Annotated in this window: 20 protein-coding genes and 1 pseudogene; 3 read left to right on the forward strand and 18 right to left on the reverse strand. The window is 34.1% G+C overall.

What is annotated here, in order from left to right; translation table 11 throughout:
- Nucleotides 1-161: 161 nt before the first annotated feature.
- Genes galE through N7659_RS00550 form a run of 3 tightly spaced genes read right to left on the reverse strand, consistent with a single transcriptional unit; the run spans nucleotide 162 to nucleotide 3826 of the window.
- Nucleotides 162-1163, reverse strand: coding sequence for a UDP-glucose 4-epimerase GalE (gene galE / locus N7659_RS00540; RefSeq protein ID WP_263275306.1), 1002 nt, complete (start codon nucleotides 1161-1163; stop codon nucleotides 162-164).
- Nucleotide 1164: 1 nt separating this feature from the next.
- The gene (gene galT, locus N7659_RS00545; RefSeq protein WP_263275307.1) at nucleotides 1165-2649 is read right to left on the reverse strand and encodes a UDP-glucose--hexose-1-phosphate uridylyltransferase; all 1485 of its coding nucleotides are present in this window, start codon (nucleotides 2647-2649) and stop codon (nucleotides 1165-1167) included.
- 4 nt (nucleotides 2650-2653) lie between these two features.
- Nucleotides 2654-3826 carry a galactokinase gene (locus N7659_RS00550; protein WP_263275308.1) on the reverse strand — a complete coding sequence of 391 codons (1173 nt, stop codon included), beginning with the start codon at nucleotides 3824-3826 and terminating at the stop codon, nucleotides 2654-2656.
- A gap of 139 nt (nucleotides 3827-3965) precedes the next feature.
- Here N7659_RS00550 and N7659_RS00555 point away from each other — a divergent pair, with 139 nt between their 5' ends.
- Nucleotides 3966-4967 carry a LacI family DNA-binding transcriptional regulator gene (locus tag N7659_RS00555; protein ID WP_199567210.1) on the forward strand — a complete coding sequence of 334 codons (1002 nt, stop codon included), beginning with the start codon at nucleotides 3966-3968 and terminating at the stop codon, nucleotides 4965-4967.
- Between the two features lie 33 nt (nucleotides 4968-5000).
- On the opposite strand, the gene N7659_RS00560 is transcribed toward N7659_RS00555, so the two are convergent.
- The 14 genes and pseudogenes from N7659_RS00560 to rpsF all read right to left on the reverse strand — a co-directional run bounded on the left by N7659_RS00560 (nucleotide 5001) and on the right by rpsF (nucleotide 15640).
- On the reverse strand, nucleotides 5001-6032 hold the full coding sequence (locus tag N7659_RS00560) for an aldose epimerase family protein (protein ID WP_263275309.1): 1032 nt from the start codon (nucleotides 6030-6032) through the stop codon (nucleotides 5001-5003).
- 150 nt (nucleotides 6033-6182) lie between these two features.
- A complete protein-coding gene (gene leuS / locus N7659_RS00565; RefSeq protein ID WP_263275310.1) occupies nucleotides 6183-8684 on the reverse strand; it encodes a leucine--tRNA ligase in 2502 nt (833 codons plus the stop codon).
- Nucleotides 8685-8809: 125 nt separating this feature from the next.
- On the reverse strand, nucleotides 8810-9256 hold the full coding sequence (locus tag N7659_RS00570) for a hypothetical protein (RefSeq protein ID WP_263275311.1): 447 nt from the start codon (nucleotides 9254-9256) through the stop codon (nucleotides 8810-8812).
- Between the two features lie 7 nt (nucleotides 9257-9263).
- The gene (locus N7659_RS00575; RefSeq protein ID WP_263275312.1) at nucleotides 9264-9470 is read right to left on the reverse strand and encodes a helix-turn-helix domain-containing protein; all 207 of its coding nucleotides are present in this window, start codon (nucleotides 9468-9470) and stop codon (nucleotides 9264-9266) included.
- A gap of 36 nt (nucleotides 9471-9506) precedes the next feature.
- Complete coding sequence (locus N7659_RS00580; protein ID WP_263275313.1) at nucleotides 9507-10031, reverse strand: DUF2975 domain-containing protein; 525 nt, start codon at nucleotides 10029-10031, stop codon at nucleotides 9507-9509.
- A gap of 460 nt (nucleotides 10032-10491) precedes the next feature.
- The gene (locus N7659_RS00585; protein WP_263275314.1) at nucleotides 10492-11445 is read right to left on the reverse strand and encodes a hypothetical protein; all 954 of its coding nucleotides are present in this window, start codon (nucleotides 11443-11445) and stop codon (nucleotides 10492-10494) included.
- A 421-nt stretch (nucleotides 11446-11866) separates the two neighbouring features.
- On the reverse strand, nucleotides 11867-12055 hold the full coding sequence (locus N7659_RS00595; protein WP_258511402.1) for a hypothetical protein: 189 nt from the start codon (nucleotides 12053-12055) through the stop codon (nucleotides 11867-11869).
- A gap of 7 nt (nucleotides 12056-12062) precedes the next feature.
- Nucleotides 12063-12313: pseudogene (locus N7659_RS00600) on the reverse strand (hypothetical protein); the annotation flags it as partial.
- Nucleotides 12314-12573: 260 nt separating this feature from the next.
- Nucleotides 12574-12789 carry a hypothetical protein gene (locus N7659_RS00605; RefSeq protein ID WP_258511401.1) on the reverse strand — a complete coding sequence of 72 codons (216 nt, stop codon included), beginning with the start codon at nucleotides 12787-12789 and terminating at the stop codon, nucleotides 12574-12576.
- A 587-nt stretch (nucleotides 12790-13376) separates the two neighbouring features.
- A complete protein-coding gene (locus N7659_RS00610) occupies nucleotides 13377-13877 on the reverse strand; it encodes a hypothetical protein (RefSeq protein ID WP_263275432.1) in 501 nt (166 codons plus the stop codon).
- Nucleotides 13878-13959: 82 nt separating this feature from the next.
- On the reverse strand, nucleotides 13960-14481 hold the full coding sequence (locus N7659_RS00615) for a transcription repressor NadR (RefSeq protein WP_263275316.1): 522 nt from the start codon (nucleotides 14479-14481) through the stop codon (nucleotides 13960-13962).
- A 111-nt stretch (nucleotides 14482-14592) separates the two neighbouring features.
- Nucleotides 14593-14832, reverse strand: a complete 240-nt coding sequence (rpsR, locus tag N7659_RS00620; RefSeq protein WP_018369272.1) for a 30S ribosomal protein S18 — start codon at nucleotides 14830-14832, stop codon at nucleotides 14593-14595.
- A 32-nt stretch (nucleotides 14833-14864) separates the two neighbouring features.
- Nucleotides 14865-15338 (reverse strand): single-stranded DNA-binding protein, encoded by a 474-nt coding sequence (locus N7659_RS00625; RefSeq protein WP_263275317.1) that lies wholly within the window; start codon nucleotides 15336-15338, stop codon nucleotides 14865-14867.
- Between the two features lie 11 nt (nucleotides 15339-15349).
- The gene (gene rpsF / locus N7659_RS00630; RefSeq protein WP_263275318.1) at nucleotides 15350-15640 is read right to left on the reverse strand and encodes a 30S ribosomal protein S6; all 291 of its coding nucleotides are present in this window, start codon (nucleotides 15638-15640) and stop codon (nucleotides 15350-15352) included.
- Between the two features lie 171 nt (nucleotides 15641-15811).
- On the opposite strand from rpsF, the gene N7659_RS00635 reads away from it, so the two are divergent.
- Nucleotides 15812-16270, forward strand: coding sequence for a LemA family protein (locus N7659_RS00635; RefSeq protein ID WP_263275319.1), 459 nt, complete (start codon nucleotides 15812-15814; stop codon nucleotides 16268-16270).
- An 86-nt stretch (nucleotides 16271-16356) separates the two neighbouring features.
- Entirely contained in the window at nucleotides 16357-17520 is a 1164-nt protein-coding gene (mutY, locus tag N7659_RS00640) for an A/G-specific adenine glycosylase (RefSeq protein WP_263275320.1), read from the forward strand.
- Between the two features lie 15 nt (nucleotides 17521-17535).
- On the opposite strand, the gene trxA is transcribed toward mutY, so the two are convergent.
- Nucleotides 17536-17853 (reverse strand): thioredoxin, encoded by a 318-nt coding sequence (gene trxA / locus N7659_RS00645; protein ID WP_263275321.1) that lies wholly within the window; start codon nucleotides 17851-17853, stop codon nucleotides 17536-17538.
- Nucleotides 17854-17898 lie beyond the last annotated feature (45 nt).

A 17898-nucleotide genomic window follows, 5' to 3' on the forward strand; every position in this document is an offset into this window, starting at 1 on the left:
AATAAATGACTGGTCTTATTCTCTCATATCTTATTATAAGAATCAAATTGTTATTCTATTGAATTTGTTATAGTTTTTAACTATATCTAAGTTTATAAAAAATGCCTGCTGTCAAAAACAAGACAGACAAGCATGTTATTTTTAAATCGTAAGAAAAATGGCTATTTTCTATCATCATACCCATTAGGGTGACTAGAATGCCAAGCCCAAGCTGTTTCAATAATTTTTTTAATATTATCAAACCGAGGCTTCCAGCCTAGAATTTCTCTTGCTTTTTTTGAATCAGCAATAAGGGTATCTGGATCTCCCTGTCTTCTCTCACCAATTTCTGATGGAATGGGATGATTTGTCACTTCTCTAGCAGCTTCTAGGATTTCTAAGTTAGAAAAACCAGTTGATGACCCTAGATTAAAGGCTGTTGAAGGATTACCTTCACGTAAGTAATTAACCGCTAAGATATGAGCATCTGCCAAATCAAAAGGATGAACATAATCTCTAATATTTGTACCATCTGGCGTCTTGTAATCATCACCAAAAATCATGATTTTGTCACGTTTTCCTTGTGCGACTTGTAAGATAATCGGTAAAAGATGGGTTTCAGGTCCATGATCTTCTCCGATAGAACCGTCTGGTTTTGCTCCTGCAACATTAAAATAACGAAGCGCTACTGATTTTAAACCATAGGCACTATCAGCCCATTTCATGATTGTTTCCATCATCAACTTACTTTCTCCGTAAGGATTGATTGGTTTTTGATTATCATCTTCTTGAATTGGCATTTTTTCTGGGATACCATAGGTTGCTGCTGTTGATGAGAAGACAATATTTTTAATCTCACATTCACGCATCACTTCTAGTAGTGAAATCATTCCAGCCGTATTATTATTGAAATATTTTAAAGGATCACTCATCGACTCAGCCACAAGTGAAAAGGCAGCAAAGTGAATAACAGCATCGATATCTGGATGTTTTGAGAAGACTTGTCGCATAAAGTCTTTGTCTGCTAAATCACCTTCATAAAACACCGCATCAGAGTGAACAGCATCACGATGACCCGTCACTAAATTATCGACCACAACAACTTGTTCATCCCCTTTTTCAATCAAACGATCAACCATGTGTGATCCAATATAGCCAGCACCACCAAGTACTAAAACAGTCATTTTAATCTCCTTTTATAATCCCAACACTTCTCACGAAAGCCATAAAGGCCTCTTGACCAGCTTTTGTCCGTTTATAGACACCAGCATCTTCAAGAACACGAGCAAAAACAAGACCCATTTCTTCTTTGACAATGTCTGATACTGTCTCTGGGTCAAACTGACCATACTTGGCTTTAATGTCATCAGCCCAAGTTTTGTGATAGTCTTTTAAATCATTTTCTTTTTCCAATAAATAACGTTCAACATCCAAGAGCTCATCTTTTAGACGAGGTGGTAAAATAGCTAACCCCATCACTTCAATGAGTCCAATATTTTCTTTTTTGATGTGTTGCACATCTGGATGTGGGTGATATATCCCGTCTGGAAATTCTTCTGATGTATGATTATCTCTTAAGACAAGGTCGAGTTCATATAAACCATTGTTTTTTCTAGCAATGGGAGTAACGGTATGGTGTTCTTCACTGCCGGTCTTTGCAATGATATCTTGGCTCACATCAGAATAATCTTTCCAAGCTAGGCGAATTGTTTCTGCCAAAGCAACTAATTCTTCTTTATGATCACCTCTTAGACGAAGAACAGACATCGGCCACTTCACAATACCAGCTTGAATGTTTTCAAACCCTTCAAATGAAAAAGAATTGTCTAGCGGTGCCACTTCCATTGGAAAAGTGTGTTTTCCTGCTTGGTAATGATTATGTGTCAAAATAGACCCACCAACAATTGGTAAATCGGCATTACTACCAACGAAATAAGTTGGGAAAATATCAACAATGTCTAACAACTGTTCAAAGGTTTTTTGACTAATCACCATAGGAACATGTTCAGTGTTTAACACGATACTATGTTCATTAAAGTAGGCATAAGGTGAATATTGAAATCCCCATTTTTCATCACCTAAATCAAGTCTGATGATGCGATGGTTAGCTCTTGCTGGATGATTGATTCTGCCTTGATAGCCTTCGTTTTCAACACAAAGTTGACACATGGGATAGCTAGTGCTTTTCATTTGTTTTGCCATGGCAATCGCCTTTGGATCTTTTTCAGGCTTTGATAGGTTAATCGTAATCTCTAAATGGCCATAATCAGTCGCCACTTGATAATAAATATTTTTAGCAATAGCTTTTAACTTAATGTAATCATTTTTTTGACTGAGCTGATAAAAATCAGAAATAGCTTGCTTTTTATTTGTTGCATACGTCTGCCAAAAGTCATGATTAAGCTGACTAGGTATTGGTGTGATAAAATTCATCAATTCTGCACCCAAGGTATCTTTTTCTTCTTGAAGCGCTCCTACTTTACCATTTGTAACAGCTAAGGCAACCAATTCATCTTTTAAAGCAATAAGTTCAGTAAGCTCAGTTTCTTTCTGAGTATTTTCTTCTCCTACTAGAGCCAAAATACGATTTCTTAGATAAATAGCATCTAAAGGCGTGTAATGAGAATTCTCGATAACTTTATCAACAAAGACATCTATTATTGTTTTCATAGTCTTATTTTCTTGATAGGACACGTGAGCCACCTGCTACTTCAGCAATGTAAAAGTCTGGGGCATAACCAATTTTTTCTGTGTAAATTTTACCCACATTCTCTTTAAATTGATCAACTTTGTCTTTAGCAACAATAGCAATACCACAGCCACCAAATCCTGCACCTGTCATACGTGCACCAAGTACCCCCTCTTGTTCCCATGCTGTATGAGCAAGAGTATCAAGTTCGATACCTGTGACTTCATAATCATGCTCTAAAGACACATGAGAGGCATTCACTAGACGACCAAATCTTTCTAAATCACCTGCTGCTAAGGCTTCACGCGCTTCAAGTGTTCTTTGGTTTTCAAGAACAGCGTGACGAGCACGTTTTAGGCGATTTTCGTCTTTAATCAAATAAGCATATTCATCAAAAGCTTTGGCATCTAATTCACCAAGTGTTTTAATATCTAAGACAGTGTTTAATTCTTCAACAGCCATCTCGCATTCGCTACGGCGCTCGTTATATTTTGAATCAGCCAATTCACGACGTTTATTGGTGTTCATGATAACGATAACGTTATCCCCCAAATCAAGTGGTACTAAGTCATACTCTAAGGTGTTAGTATCAAGATAAATAGCGCGATTATCAGCACCCATACCAATCGCAAATTGATCCATAATGCCTGAGTTAACTCCGATAAAGTTGTTTTCGGTTTGTTTACCAATTTTTACAAGGTCTAAACGTTCTAATTTAAGAGCAAATAATTCTTCTGCAATAATACCAATCAACAGTTCTAATGATGCTGATGATGATAAACCTGCACCATTTGGAATGTTACCATAAACATAGATATCCATACCTTTATCAATAGTATGACCTGCTTCTTGCAAGAATTTAAGAACACCCTTAGCATAGTTTGTCCAATTGTCTTTCTTATCAAAGACAAGGTTGTTTAAGTCAACTTCGATAATGCCTAAATCTTCAAAGTTTGCTGAATAAAAACGTAAGGTTTGATCATCACGTTTTCTAGCTGCACCGTATGTTCCAATAGTGATAGCTGCTGGAAAAACATGGCCGCCATTATAATCAGTATGTTCACCAATCAAATTGATACGTCCTGGTGAGAAAAAAGTGGCATCTGCTTCAGCATTAAAAACAGCTGAAAAAGCTTGTTGTAGTTCTTGAATGTCCATAAGGTTCTCCTTTAAAATTTATGATAATGGTTCATTCTTATTTTACGCTTTAGAAAATCTAAAGTCAATTATTTTAGTAAAATTTTACTAATTTTTTTATTTTTTATGATATAATAAAAACGACTAAAGGAGAAGGGTTATGGCAACGATTAAAGATATCGCTAAAGCAGCAAAGGTCTCAATAGCTACTGTATCACGTGTTCTCAGTCAAGACGACACTCTTTCAGTTAGCCCAAAGACTAGAGAAAAAATACTAACGGCTGCAGAAAAACTCAACTATACCAAACACCAAAAAAATAGTAAAAAAAATGGTCAGAAAAAAACCATTGCTATTTTGCAGTGGTATAGTGAGCAAGAAGAACTTAATGACCTTTATTATTATGCCATTCGTGTTGGCATTGAAAAAAGAGCTCAAGAATTAGGTTATGATATCTTGCGCTTTTTCAATAATGCTATTTTTTCAATAGATACTAATATTGCTGGTATTCTTGCCATTGGCAAATTTAGTCAGAAACAGATTGAAAAATTGGAAAAAATCACTTCAACTTTGATTTTTGTGGATAGTGACACACTGAACTATGGCTATTCATGTGTTACCACCGATTTTGATAGTTCAGTCATTAATACTATTGATTATTTTTTAAACAAAAATTTATCTGATATTGGGATGATAGCAGGTGAGGAGTCGACTAGTGATGGCTTAGAACATTTAATTGACCAACGTTTTCGAACTTTTAAAAACTACATGAGTGAATTAGGCATCTACAAAGCAAAATCAGTCTATGTAGGACCATTTTCAACCCAGTCTGGCTATAACTTGATGCAAAAAGCCATTCAAGAATTGGGAAATGAACTTCCACAAGCCTTTTTCATAGCTAATGATACTTTGGCTGTGGGGGCTTTAAAGGCCTTACAAGAAGCAAAGATTGCTGTGCCTGAAAGAGTGAGTCTCATTGCCTTTAACGACACCCCTATCACGAAACAAGTTTTTCCAGCCCTATCTAGTGTCACTGTTTATACTGAGGAGATGGGGAAAATCGCAGTCGATTTGATGACACAAACCCTATCGCCAAACCCTCCAAAAATTGCTTCAATGGTTAGATTAGCGACCAAGTTAACCATCAGAGATAGTTGCCTCTAATAAAAAACCACGATATATATCGTGGTTTTTTGGTTACTCTTTTGTGTATGAAAAAGTAATGCTATGTGTCACTGTTTCTCCTTTTTTAATAACAGTATTACCAAAATCAGGATGGTTGATGGCATCAGGTAGAGTCTGAGCTTCCATAGCTACACCTTCATGTTTTTTATTTTCAAGACCATGATCTCGTGAAAAATAAACATTGTCTTCAGGGAAGTTAAAAGTATAAACCACTAAGGCGTTTCTATCAGAGTAGATAGAGATGGTATCGTGACTATCTTTATCTCTTAAAACAGCAATCGGTTGATTGTCTTTTGAGCTGACAAGAAAGGCGTCGTCAATACCACCAGTTGCTTCAATGGCAGGAATGAGAGGCTTAAAGCTTCTAAAGTCATAAGGAGTAGCTGCTACTTCTTTTTTCACACCAGTTGGAATGAGGGTGTCATCTGATTCCAGTACCTGTTCTGCATTTATTTTTAATTCATGACTTGACAAATCTTGTTTATCACTAAGATTGAAATAGACATGATTTGTTGGATTAAACAAAGTGTCTTTTGTAACGTCTGTCGCTGTGTAAGTAACGGTTAACTTGTTTTGATTATCTAGTAGGTATAAGGCGGTAACTGTCATATCACCTGGAAAATCATCGATTTCTTCTTTGGCATGATAGGTGAATTTAACACCTATTTTGTCATTGTCTTCAACCAACTCATAATCCCAATGTTGACGATGAAAACCATTTGGTCCACCATGTAGTGCGTTGCCATTATTATTTTGAGCCACTTGATATTCTTGGTCTGAAATACTAAATTGACCATTTTTGATGCGTCCTGCCACACGTCCAATAGACTGACCTGCAGCAATACCGTTTTGATTGTAGTGACTTGGTGTATCAAAACCTAAGACGATATTTTTCTTGGAACCATCTGCTTGAGGGACTAAAAAGGCTTGCCAAGTAGCACCTAAGGTTATTAGATGTGCTTCTACACCATTATCATTGATAAGTCGAATTTGAGTGACTTCTTTATCTTTAATTGTTTCAATCACTTTTGTTGTTATTTCCATAGTAATCTCCTTCAAAAGTTATAACTATTCTTATTGTACAACTTAATATATTAAAAGTAAACGTTTTCTAGTGAATCACCTTTGTATCTAAGGTAAATGGTTTGAACTTTTTCAAAAAAAGCCTAACGACAAACGTTAGACTTTTGATTCTTATTTGACGACAATATTAACCAATTTATTTGGTACAGCAATCACTTTAATAATTGTTTTATCAGCAATGAGTTCAGCAATCTTGTCATCTGATTTAGCTAGTGATTCTAGTTCTTCACGGCTAGTATCTTTAGCAATGATTAATTTAGAACGAACCTTGCCGTTAATTTGAACAACAATTTCAATCTCATCTTCAATCAATTGTTTTTCATCATAGGTTGGCCATGGTTCATAAGAAATCGATTGACCAGTTGGATTGATGTGTTGCCATAGCTCTTCTGCCAGGTGTGGTGCAAATGGTGCTAGAAGCTGAATAAAGCCTTTCGCATCATCAATAAAGAGTTTTTCTTCTTTATTAGCAGCATTGACAAAGACCATCAACTGAGCAATAGCAGTGTTAAATTTCAAACTTTCAATCTGTTCTGTCACTGCTTTAACGGTTTCGTGGTAAACCTTGGTCAAATGCCCATTGTTTTTCGTTGTTGTTTCTTTTGACGTTAACAAACGATAAACACGGTCTAGGAATTTACGACTTCCTTCAAGGCCATCTTCTGACCAAGCAATGCTAGCATCAAGTGGTCCCATGAACATCTCATAAACCCTAAGTGTATCAGCACCATATTTTTCAACCACATCATCAGGATTGATAACATTTTTAAGTGATTTAGACATTTTAGCTGGACCTTGCTCGAGTTCTTCTCCTGTTTCAAGATGGTAAAAAAGACCATCTCTTTCTTCTACCTTATCAGTAGCAACAAGGGCTCCTCTACTATCACGATAGCTTGTCCCTAAAATCATTCCTTGGTTAAACAATTTTTGGAAGGGTTCCTTGGTTGGAACAACGCCGATATCATAGAGGAACTTATGCCAGAATCGTGCATAAAGAAGATGCAATACCGCATGTTCTGCCCCACCAATATAAACATCGACGGGTAGCCATTGTTTTAATAAATCTTCGTCAGCTAATTTCTCATTATTGTGCGGGTCAATATAACGAAGATAGTACCAGCTTGACCCTGCCCATTGAGGCATGGTATTGGTTTCACGACGGCCTTTAACACCATCTTCACGTGTGACAGTGAGCCAGTCGGTTAAGTTGGCAAGTGGGCTTTCTCCAGTACCACTAGGTTTAATATCATCAGTCTTAGGGAGAACCAGTGGTAAATCCTTTTCAGGAATAGCCGTACTAGTGCCATCTTCCCAGTGGATAATTGGAATCGGCTCACCCCAGTAACGTTGGCGACTAAAGAGCCAGTCACGCAAACGATAACTAATTTTTTGAGAACCAATTTTCTTGTCTTCAAGCCAAGACACCATCTTTGTAATGGCTTCTTCTTTTCCAAGACCATCTAGGAAGTCAGAATTGATATGAGGACCATCCTCTGTAAAGGCAGCTTGGGTGACATCACCACCTTCAAGAACAGGAATAATGTCTAAGTCAAACTGTTTTGCAAACTCAAAGTCACGTTGGTCGTGAGCAGGCACTGCCATAATCGCACCTGTACCATAGCTTGCTAGGACATAGTCAGCAATCCAGATAGGCATTTCTTTCCCGTTGACAGGATTAACCGCATAACTTCCAGTCCAAACACCTGTTTTTTCTTTGGCTAAATCCGTTCTAGCCAAATCAGATTTCAAACTGGCTTGTTTTTGATAAGCTTGAACAGCTTCTTGTCGTTCTTTAGTAGTAATCTGATCAACCAAGTCATGTTCAGGGGCTAAAACCGCATAAGTGGCACCAAACAAGGTATCAGGACGAGTGGTAAAGACGGTAAAGGCTTGCTCTGTATCCTTGACTTTAAAAGTAACATTGGCACCCGTTGATTTACCAATCCAGTTGCGTTGCATGTCTTTAATCGATTCAGGCCAGTCAAGGTCATCCAAATCAGTCAGCAAACGTTCTGCGTAGGCAGTGATTTTAAGCATCCATTGACGCATTGGTTTACGAACAACAGGATAACCACCACGCTCTGAAGTCCCATCAGGCAAGACCTCTTCGTTGGCAATAGCAGTTCCAAGCTCTTCTACCCAGTTAACAGGTACTTCTGCTTCATAGGCCAAACCTTTTTCATAGAGTTTGGTAAAAATCCACTGCGTCCATTTATAGTAGTTAGGGTCAGTCGTGTTAACTTCACGATCCCAGTCATAAGAAAAACCAAGAGCATTGATTTGACGCTTGAAATTGGCAATATTTCTTGCAGTAAATTCAGCTGGATCATTACCTGTATCGATGGCATATTGCTCAGCAGGCAGACCAAAAGCATCCCAACCCATAGGATGTAAAACATTATAGCCTTGTGCTCTCTTATAACGGCTCAAAATATCAGTAGCCGTATAACCCTCAGGATGCCCGACATGAAGCCCCGCACCACTTGGGTAGGGAAACATATCTAACGCATAAAAACTAGGTTTATTCTTATCCGTTCCCGTTTTAAACGTGTGATTATCAGCCCAGTAGGCTTGCCATTTCTTTTCAATAGCCTTGTGATTGTAATATACCATAGTATTCTCCATTAAATGTAGTGTTTTTATTATAGCATGTTTTTGTGAATTTTTTAAATCAATTATGAAAAAAGAAACAGCACCATCTACTGAGGTACTGTTTGTTCAAGTTTAAAATGGTAGATTTACTTTTGTGGTGCAAAAACCAATAGAAAATCATCATTCCATTTTGTTTTGATTAATAAATTATCAATATTTTTTACTGTTGCTTTTTGCACAGAAAAATATGATGTCCCATTACGTCTAATATTAAAATCATCACTACTATCTTCTATAATTTTTTCAAATTGAGTATCATTTGCAAAAAACTCTTCTTCACTTATATTATTTTCTATCTGTTCTTTACTAGCTAAAATAAAAATTTCTCCTGTAAATGGTTCATCAAATTGATATTCAAATTCTCCATTGGTATTTTTAGCTTCAACAATTTCGTCTATTCCAATCTGTTCATAAGTATCTGAAACAATTTTATCTGATTTTGCAAAAGCTTCTTTGACTTCAGGATTATTGACACATCCTGTTAGAAAAAGAATTAAAATAATGGATAATAACCCAACTGTTATTTTTCTCATAATGTTCCTACTTTCTATATTCTAAAATATCTCCAGGTTGACAATCCAATTCATAGCAAATTTTAATTAATGTGTTAAAGCGAATCCCTCTTGCCTTACCAGTTTTTAAGATTGACAAATTCGCTTCAGTTATTCCAATTTTTTCTGCTAGTTCTTTTGACGTTATGCCTCTTAGTTTTAAGATAACATCTAAATTGATTTTTATTTCACCCACTTAGCACCTCTATCTTAATTAAAACAATAACTTAAATCATATAAATTGATCTAATTCCTCTATTTTTCCTAAACCATTTTTTAAAACTAGTTTACCAAGATAAACAATAGCCATTAGAATAATATTTATCATATAATCTTTTAGATGAAATTCAAAAATCCCACTGACATTATCTATTTTTACGATATTAAATAGCATGGCAGATACCATTTGAATACCCGTCCAGACTACTAAACTTATCAACATTTTATTTAACAAATTGATATTCGTTTCACTAAAATACTCATTATTTGAAAAATGAAGCAACAATCTATTTAGCATGTTTAAAAAGTAAATAACGGAAAATAAAATCAAAATGGCTGCAATCATTATAATAATTCCCATAAACATTATATTAGAATTATCAGGTAAAATCCCTTCCCTAAGAATCAAAGAATACATCATTTTCCAATTAAAAATAAAAGTCATTAGACCTATTATTAATACTGTTATAAAAAAATATAAAAATATTTTTAAAAGAGTAATAAAAAATTTAGCTGTTTTATAAAAAGTATGTTGCATCCTTATATAACCTCCATTATCGTTTTATGATAATTTTCATTATTATTGTAAAACAATAATAATGAAATGTAAAGTATTTATAGTTAAATTTTTTATTTTTTTAAATTCATATTGATTCATCTAAATCATGAAAATATAATATTAACACTCAACGACTAATAATGAGATATAAAAAAGTAATACCACATAAATGTAGTATCACTAACAGTATTTTTTTCATCAATAGAGACTCTATCAAGCAAAAGACTAAATATTTTAAACTAAAATGCTTTTCAGAAATTATTAGATTTATCAATATCTAAATTTTTAAAGGTATAATATGTTCTCATATATCTTAATTTATATCAAACAGCAAATATATATGCTTCCTCTCTAATTAAAAGGAATGAAAACACACTGACCAAATAAAAATCCTATGCTTTTGAATTAATGACTATGAGTAAGAAAAATTCAATCTTAGTTAAGCATCGTAATAGACATCAAGTAACAGTTGTTGAATTTCCGCAATAGCAAATGATAGGGGTAAATCTCGTTTTCCAATCAAGTCATCTTCAGTATCTTGTCTAACAAGAGTAAATGATGGATCATTAGAAAAAAGACTATTGAGCATTTTTCGATATCTCATGTGTTTTTCACCAACACTCAGGTATAAATTCAATTTGATAACATCAAGCATACCATAAAACCCCATAGTATAACCCTTGTCTTGTAATCGCTCATCTTCAATCCGTTCAATTTTTTGGCACATCTCTTCTGATAAATATTTCTTAATTAAGCTAATATAAGATAAGGCAATAAAAGGAGCATCGTTTTTTGAATTGAGTTGCCAGATAGCAGAATAGTCTTCCAGATTAAACTGACAATCTTTCTTTGTTTCTAGAATTGTTAATGCTTTTGATTTAAGTAAAAATAATTGTTGATATTCCGTTTTATATAATTTTTGAATCAGTGCAATAATAAGAGAAAATGGAATCAAGAGTAGAGCTATAAAATTTCTGTATATAGAGGTAAACAAAATATAATAACCTATAAGTGAACAAAAGTATAATAGAAAATAAACTCTGAAAAGAAGTTTAAATGATTTTGTTTTCTCATGCCAAATGGCTATTCCAGGACTAAAGCCAATCACTTGATTAAAATGAACGCCATGATAAATTTTTGATCCCAGTTTAGTCATCAATAAAAAATAAAAATAGATAGGTTTTGTCCTAAAAAGAACAACAGTTATTAATAAAATTACTGTGTGTAAACATTGAGAAAATATGTAATATAAAGGTCCCATTAAAACATACTCTAAAATGATTTTTCTGGGATCACTAGCAAAATTCATTTCCATAAAAAATGGTGGACCCAAAAAAATAGCACTTAACAACACTAAGAAAATCAAAAAAATGCCAAAAATATTGTTTTTCATTAAAAAACCATCCATCTAAAATTGAAAACAAAAGGACAAACGAGCAGTTCTTTTATTCTTTATAATAATATTTTCGATATATTCTAGAAAACGTTAATAACACAAAATAAATGATACCAATTATCAGGAGAAGAGTTTTAAAAAAATTCAATTCAGATTTAATAACAATGACATGAAATAATGGCGATAGGCTAATACATGAAAAAATAAGATAACGAACACAGCTCATTTCACCAATTCCTGCAAAAAAATGTTTCATTTGAAGATAACCTCCTTATTCCTCTATTTATTTAAACGTGTTAATAATAAAGTTAGCACCATTTTATTTCTTAGTCAAAGATGGTGTAAAATCAGTGTAAATATTCTCAAAGCACCCGTAAATTCCTAATATAGAAATACAACAGATATCGCATTTAAAATATTATTTTTTTAAAAAAATTTTTGCATAAATCATCATTGCTATGATTAACAGAAAAAATATGATATTAATCCAAATAATATATTTTTTTATTTCTTCACTAACATGATCATATGCTAAAAAAGTTGCGGCTGAAATTAATAGACATGCAAAAAAGATACTGACAAAAATTTTTTCAACTTCAATATTCATATTATTATTACCTCAAAATGTTTAGATTGGAATCTCTTCGATTGACATCATTATTAGCCAAAATCGTTGTGATAGCATCACCAATTGACATCAAGCTGCGAATCCATTGATATCAGATAATGCAAATCCTGATACTTTATTTGCAATCCTTACTACAACATATCTTGCGACAGCTCTAGCTAATGTACTTGTAACCCATCTTAAGCCATGCTTACGAACATAATTTTTAACTAGACTGATGGCTTCTCCGCTCAGTACCATTTGTAGTTGTTGTAGTCGAATCTGGCGCAGGTAGTGAGGCTAGTTGTTGCTGTAGTTGAGCTAATTCGTTTTAAGCAGTCTGAAGATCAATATTTAACTAATCACGTTCATCGATTAGTTTATTCAATTTTACATACTCATCCTTAAGTTATATTGCTTTGAATATAGAAAAGGAGGAACGAATTTCGTTCTCTCGAGGTAGAACTTTTCAACTACCCACTACAGTTGACAAAGAGCCCAAATTATTGACAAAAACTTTAGTAATCATCGTCTCTATAAAAATATTTTCTATACACTCTTGATAATACCAAAGTTAATGCCCATATCATACCAAGAGCCATAATAATAGAATTTATTGGATTTATTTTAGTAAGTCCAATCACTAGTCCAATAATTGGACTAGTAGACATTATTAGATATAATAAAAATAACAAAAAATGAATTTCACCAATTCCTGCAAAAAAATGTTTCATTTGAAGATAACCTCCTTATTAATTTCTTTTATAATAATTTAAACGAGTTGAAACTAGTCCAACTTGTCTCATTGCATCTCGCAATTCCGCACTACTTTGATAAAGATTTGGAATATTTTTTTAAAATTATTCCAAATTAATACTTTTTCATTCTTATCAATGAAAAGATTATTAAAACTGCTCCTAAAATAAACAGAACCAACTCTAAAAACTGATTATTTGGTTTAATGATAGGAATCAGATACATACTCACTAGGACTAATAGTGCTCCAAGTAATGCAACTACTAGAATTGCTTTCTCACCCAGCTTCATCATGTTTCACCTACCATTTCTCGGATGTTTATCTTTTTAATCTTTTAAACAAAGCAATTTCTCTTTTTCTCTAATGAAGATAATTTTAATATTCTTTATTAAATTTATTAGGTTATCTACTAATATCATTATAGCATTAAAATAAAATTTATCATCAATAACTATTCATTTTTCTTTTAAAATAGTAATTTAGTAGGAGAAATTTTCAATAACCTTTTAAGTGTAATATCTTAAATAAAATAAAAAAAGCACCGTTTAACACAGTGCTGTTTGTTTAAGCTTTTTTCTTCGTCATAAGGTGCCAACAGATTCTGGCTAGGTAAAAATCTATCGTTCCATGAATCAGTGTTCCAAAACCGACTAACCAAAGCATTGTAAACCAGTAGTTTGACTCGACTTGTGAGCCTGTTGTTAACACAACCACCACCAAAAATTCTGCTAAGCCGTGAATAAGGTTAATGATTAAGGCAAATAAGAATGTTGTTATTGGTTTAGTAAATGTGACTATTCGTTTTTTGATTAAAAAGGCACCAATGCTTGCAAAAATGACATGGGAAAGTGCTCTAAAAACAATGATAATTGGAAATCCTGCCATAAAAAAACCTAATGTACTACCAAGCGATACGAAAATAGCAACGCTTGGTGAGATAAACATAGCGATAAAAATCGGCACATGGCTAGCCAGGGTAAATGAAGCTGGTCCAATAATGATTTTGGCTGGCATAACGATAGGGATCAAAATAGCAAAAGCTGTTAATAAGGCACTTAAAGCCATCTTTTGAGTTCTTTTACGATTCACTTGTCATCTCCTTTAAGTTGATAACAAGTATTTTATCATGTGTCTTGACACCTGTCAATTATGTTAATAAAATATTTTCTTTTTTAAGTATTTCAAGAATCTTTTCACACACTTCTTTTGATGGACATGAAATGGTATGATTATGAATACCATGCGTCAAATGGCTCAATAAAGCACCTTGATGTTCTTTGACTTGTTGAGTAAAGTATTTTATATCATCTTTTGTAGCAATATTTAACGTAGCTGTCAAAATACCATAAAGTGGATGTTCAATCTCAACATCCAAAACTTGACCGCCACCACTGACAATAATGTCTAATTCTTTTGCCACTTCTTCTTCTGAATGTTGACAGGCTATTTTTTTAATGTATTGAGTCTTTGGTTTTGGTAGATTATTAACCAACAAATAACCTCTATGAGTCGCCATTATATCTATGTTACTGGCTCTTAGTAGGGCAATATCACCAACAATGACTTGTCGACTGACACCTAATTCTTTGGCGAGTTTTGTTGCAGAAATAGGGGAGGTGTTTTCTTTTAAAATGGCTACTATCTGATCACGTCTTTGAGTTGCTTTCATTTGCTTTTCCTTTTCTTATCACTTAATCATTTAAAATGACGAAGTAGAAATGATTTTCAAGATAATGATAACATAAAAAAGAGATGGCATAAAGCCATCTCCTTGTTATTATTAATCTTCAGTAACGAAAGGCATAAGAGCCATAACACGTGCACGTTTAATTGCAGTTGTTACTTTACGTTGATTTTTAGCTGATGTTCCAGTGACACGACGTGGAAGAATTTTTCCACGCTCAGAAACGAAACGGCTAAGCAATTCAGTATCTTTGTAATCAACATATTCAATTTTGTTAGCTGCGATGTAATCAACTTTTTTACGGCGTTTGAAACCGCCACGACGTTGTTGAGCCATATTTTTCTCCTTATATACTTTTAATCATCCTCTTAGAATGGTAAATCATCATCAGAAATTTCAATCGGATTGGCATTGCCAAACGGACTGTCGTCTCTTGCAAAGTTAGGTGTTTGAGCTTGTGAAGTTGGTTGTGGACTTACTGGTGATGGATTATAACCACCAGTGCTTGCACCTTCACGTGTAGCACGACTTTCCAAGATTTGGAAACTATCAGCGACAACTTCAGTCACATAAACACGTTGACCTTGTTGATTGTCATAGTTACGTGTTTGAATACGACCTGTAACTCCTAGTAATGTACCTTTTTTAGCCCAATTAGCTAAATTTTCAGCTTGTTGGCGCCAAATAACAACATTGATAAAGTCGGCATCACGTTCACCATTTTGATTTTTAAAATTACGGTTAACTGCCAAAGTAAATGTTGCCACGGCTTGATTACTTGGTGTGTATCGAAGTTCTGCATCTCTGGTCATGCGACCCACTAGTACTACATTATTAATCATAAACTACCTTCTTACGCTTCAAGTTTAACAATCATGTGACGAAGAATGTCACCATTGATTTTTGAAAGACGGTCAAACTCTTTGATAGCAACATCATTGTCTGCTTCAACAGTAACGATGTGGTAAAGTCCTTCACGGAAATCTTGGATTTCGTAGGCAAGACGACGTTTTTCCCAATCTTTTGATTCAACAACAGTTGCACCGTTGTCAGTCAAGATAGCGTCAAAACGTGCTACCAAAGCAGTTTTTGCTTCTTCTTCAATGTTTGGACGAATGATATAAAGAATTTCGTATTTAGTCATTGATATTTTCCTCCTTTTGGTCTAATGACTCATGATCCTTGTCATGAGTAAGTGAGGGATTCTCACAAGACACTATTATACATGACAATTGCTGAATTTGCAAGTAAAATATAGTCCTTTCCTTAGAAAAATGTTATAATAGTTTCAAAATAAAGGAAAGATTTGGTACCTATGAGCGATAAAAAAAGAAAAGTGAAACAGTTAAATGTCATGACCTATATTTGGCAATTTTTTGCAGCCTATTTGATTTTTAATATTCTCTTTGACATGCTACTAGACAATTTTGATACTCTAGAAAATTTTTCTGAAACTTTTAGTGTCTTGTTAGCTTTACCAACACCAGTGATTTTATCTGTTTTTGAACAAGCTAATGCCATTACCCAACTTGAGCAACGATTAGCTTCCTATAACAGTAATATTATGATGACCGAAGATCAGATTCGATTACTTAAAAAAGAAGAGGACAAAGAAGCATTAGAAGACGCCACAGATAAACTCTATCAGTATAAAGTATCTTATAATGAAGCGATAGAGGCATATAATAACGCCATTAATCTCCTTCCGTTTAAATTTTTCAAACATATCCTAGGTCATAAGGAGAAAAGTTATTTTTCTGATTTTGACTTTTAAATACTTTAAAAGATGATAACGTCATCTTTTTTTGTTAGGATTTATCAGGATTTTCAAAAAAAGAAAGATTTTGCTAAAATAAGATTATGTTAGATTTAAATGATTACGGCATCACAATGTGGGATGATGAGAAAATAGCTTCTTTCAGAAGAACGCTTTTAGCTTGGTATGATGAAAACAAGCGAGATTTGCCCTGGCGCAGAACCAAAAACCCCTATCACATTTGGGTGTCAGAGATAATGCTTCAGCAAACACAAGTTGTCACAGTTATTCCTTATTACACTAGGTTTTTAGAGTGGTTTCCAACTATTTCTGATTTAGCTAAAGCGCCCGAGGAAAAAATCTTAAAAGCTTGGGAAGGTCTTGGCTACTATTCACGCGTTAAAAATATGCAAAAAGCTGCCCAGCAAGTAGAGGAAGATTTTTCTGGACAGTTTCCCAGTCACTATCAAGATATCCTCAGTCTAAAAGGGATTGGTCCATACACCGCTGGTGCTATTGCAAGTATTGCTTTTCAAGAACCAACTCCTGCCGTTGATGGCAATGTTATGCGTGTTTTAGCTCGTCTTTTTGAAGTGGATTATGATATCGGTGACCCAAAAAATATTAAACTATTTCAAGCTATAATGACTCGATTAATTGACCCAGAGCGACCTGGTGATTTCAATCAAGCTTTTATGGATTTAGGAACAGATATCGAATCAGCCAAAAATCCGCGCCCTGATGAGAGCCCTATTCGTTTTTTTAGTGGTGCCTACCTCCATGGAACAATGGACAAATATCCCATTAAAAAACCAAAGAAGAAACCTCGTCCCATCCATCTAGAAGCCTTTATTATTCAAAACCAAAAAGGAGAATACCTTCTTGAAAAAAATACCCAAGATAAATTATTGGGCGGTTTTTGGTCTTTTCCTATGCTTGAGAAAGAAATTATCGAAACACAACTTGACTTATTTGATACAGATAACTCTAGGCCCGTAGATTTCAAATCTCAAAAAGAGAGTTTTTTAGAGAAATATCCTTTAAAAATCACTTGGAGTGATTACACTTTTCCCCTTGTTAAGCATGTGTTTAGCCATCAAAAATGGGAAATAGAATTGATAGAAGGTAAGGCTTTATCAGATAAACTATCATCCGAGAAAGTTCTTATTTGGTTGCCTGAAAAAGAATTTTCACATTATCCCTTTGCAACACCACAAAAGAAAATGTGGCAAACCTATCAAAAAATAAAACAAGAAAAAAAGAGCTAAATAGTTAGCTCTTTTTTAGTTGCTTAATTCTGCAACAATTGCTTTGATTTGATTTTTATTGTGAACGCCGGCAACTTGTTTAACCACTTGCCCATCTTTTTTAAAGAGCAAGGTTGGAATGCTCATAATTCCAAATTTTTGAGCTGTTGCTGGGTTTTGATCCACATCAAGTTTCACAATTTTAAGTTCGTCTTCTGAGACTTCTTCAGCAATTTGTTCTAAGATAGGCGCTTGCATTAAACAAGGACCACACCAAGTTGCCCAAAAGTCAATAAGAACGATTCCTTCATTTGTTTCAGTTTCAAAAGTTGCATCTGTTACTGCTTTAACCATTTCAATTCTCCTTTATTTTTTTACAGTACTATTTTACAGTAAAAT

The organism is Streptococcus sp. CSL10205-OR2 (genome assembly GCF_025660655.1).
Classification (GTDB): Bacteria; Bacillota; Bacilli; order Lactobacillales; family Streptococcaceae; genus Streptococcus.

What these genes read in the sequence shown, in the direction of transcription:
- galE (WP_263275306.1), bottom strand. Translation starts at nt 1,163, where the DNA reads ATGACTGTTTTAGTACTTGGTGGTGCTGGCTATATTGGATCACACATG.
- galT (WP_263275307.1), bottom strand. Translation starts at nt 2,649, where the DNA reads ATGAAAACAATAATAGATGTCTTTGTTGATAAAGTTATCGAGAATTCT.
- N7659_RS00550 (WP_263275308.1), bottom strand. Translation starts at nt 3,826, where the DNA reads ATGGACATTCAAGAACTACAACAAGCTTTTTCAGCTGTTTTTAATGCT.
- N7659_RS00555 (WP_199567210.1), top strand. Translation starts at nt 3,966, where the DNA reads ATGGCAACGATTAAAGATATCGCTAAAGCAGCAAAGGTCTCAATAGCT.
- N7659_RS00560 (WP_263275309.1), bottom strand. Translation starts at nt 6,032, where the DNA reads ATGGAAATAACAACAAAAGTGATTGAAACAATTAAAGATAAAGAAGTC.
- leuS (WP_263275310.1), bottom strand. Translation starts at nt 8,684, where the DNA reads ATGGTATATTACAATCACAAGGCTATTGAAAAGAAATGGCAAGCCTAC.
- N7659_RS00570 (WP_263275311.1), bottom strand. Translation starts at nt 9,256, where the DNA reads ATGAGAAAAATAACAGTTGGGTTATTATCCATTATTTTAATTCTTTTT.
- N7659_RS00580 (WP_263275313.1), bottom strand. Translation starts at nt 10,031, where the DNA reads ATGCAACATACTTTTTATAAAACAGCTAAATTTTTTATTACTCTTTTA.
- N7659_RS00585 (WP_263275314.1), bottom strand. Translation starts at nt 11,445, where the DNA reads ATGAAAAACAATATTTTTGGCATTTTTTTGATTTTCTTAGTGTTGTTA.
- N7659_RS00595 (WP_258511402.1), bottom strand. Translation starts at nt 12,055, where the DNA reads ATGAATATTGAAGTTGAAAAAATTTTTGTCAGTATCTTTTTTGCATGT.
- N7659_RS00605 (WP_258511401.1), bottom strand. Translation starts at nt 12,789, where the DNA reads ATGAAACATTTTTTTGCAGGAATTGGTGAAATTCATTTTTTGTTATTT.
- N7659_RS00610 (WP_263275432.1), bottom strand. Translation starts at nt 13,877, where the DNA reads ATGGCTTTAAGTGCCTTATTAACAGCTTTTGCTATTTTGATCCCTATC.
- N7659_RS00615 (WP_263275316.1), bottom strand. Translation starts at nt 14,481, where the DNA reads ATGAAAGCAACTCAAAGACGTGATCAGATAGTAGCCATTTTAAAAGAA.
- rpsR (WP_018369272.1), bottom strand. Translation starts at nt 14,832, where the DNA reads ATGGCTCAACAACGTCGTGGCGGTTTCAAACGCCGTAAAAAAGTTGAT.
- N7659_RS00625 (WP_263275317.1), bottom strand. Translation starts at nt 15,338, where the DNA reads ATGATTAATAATGTAGTACTAGTGGGTCGCATGACCAGAGATGCAGAA.
- rpsF (WP_263275318.1), bottom strand. Translation starts at nt 15,640, where the DNA reads ATGACTAAATACGAAATTCTTTATATCATTCGTCCAAACATTGAAGAA.
- N7659_RS00635 (WP_263275319.1), top strand. Translation starts at nt 15,812, where the DNA reads ATGAGCGATAAAAAAAGAAAAGTGAAACAGTTAAATGTCATGACCTAT.
- mutY (WP_263275320.1), top strand. Translation starts at nt 16,357, where the DNA reads ATGTTAGATTTAAATGATTACGGCATCACAATGTGGGATGATGAGAAA.
- trxA (WP_263275321.1), bottom strand. Translation starts at nt 17,853, where the DNA reads ATGGTTAAAGCAGTAACAGATGCAACTTTTGAAACTGAAACAAATGAA.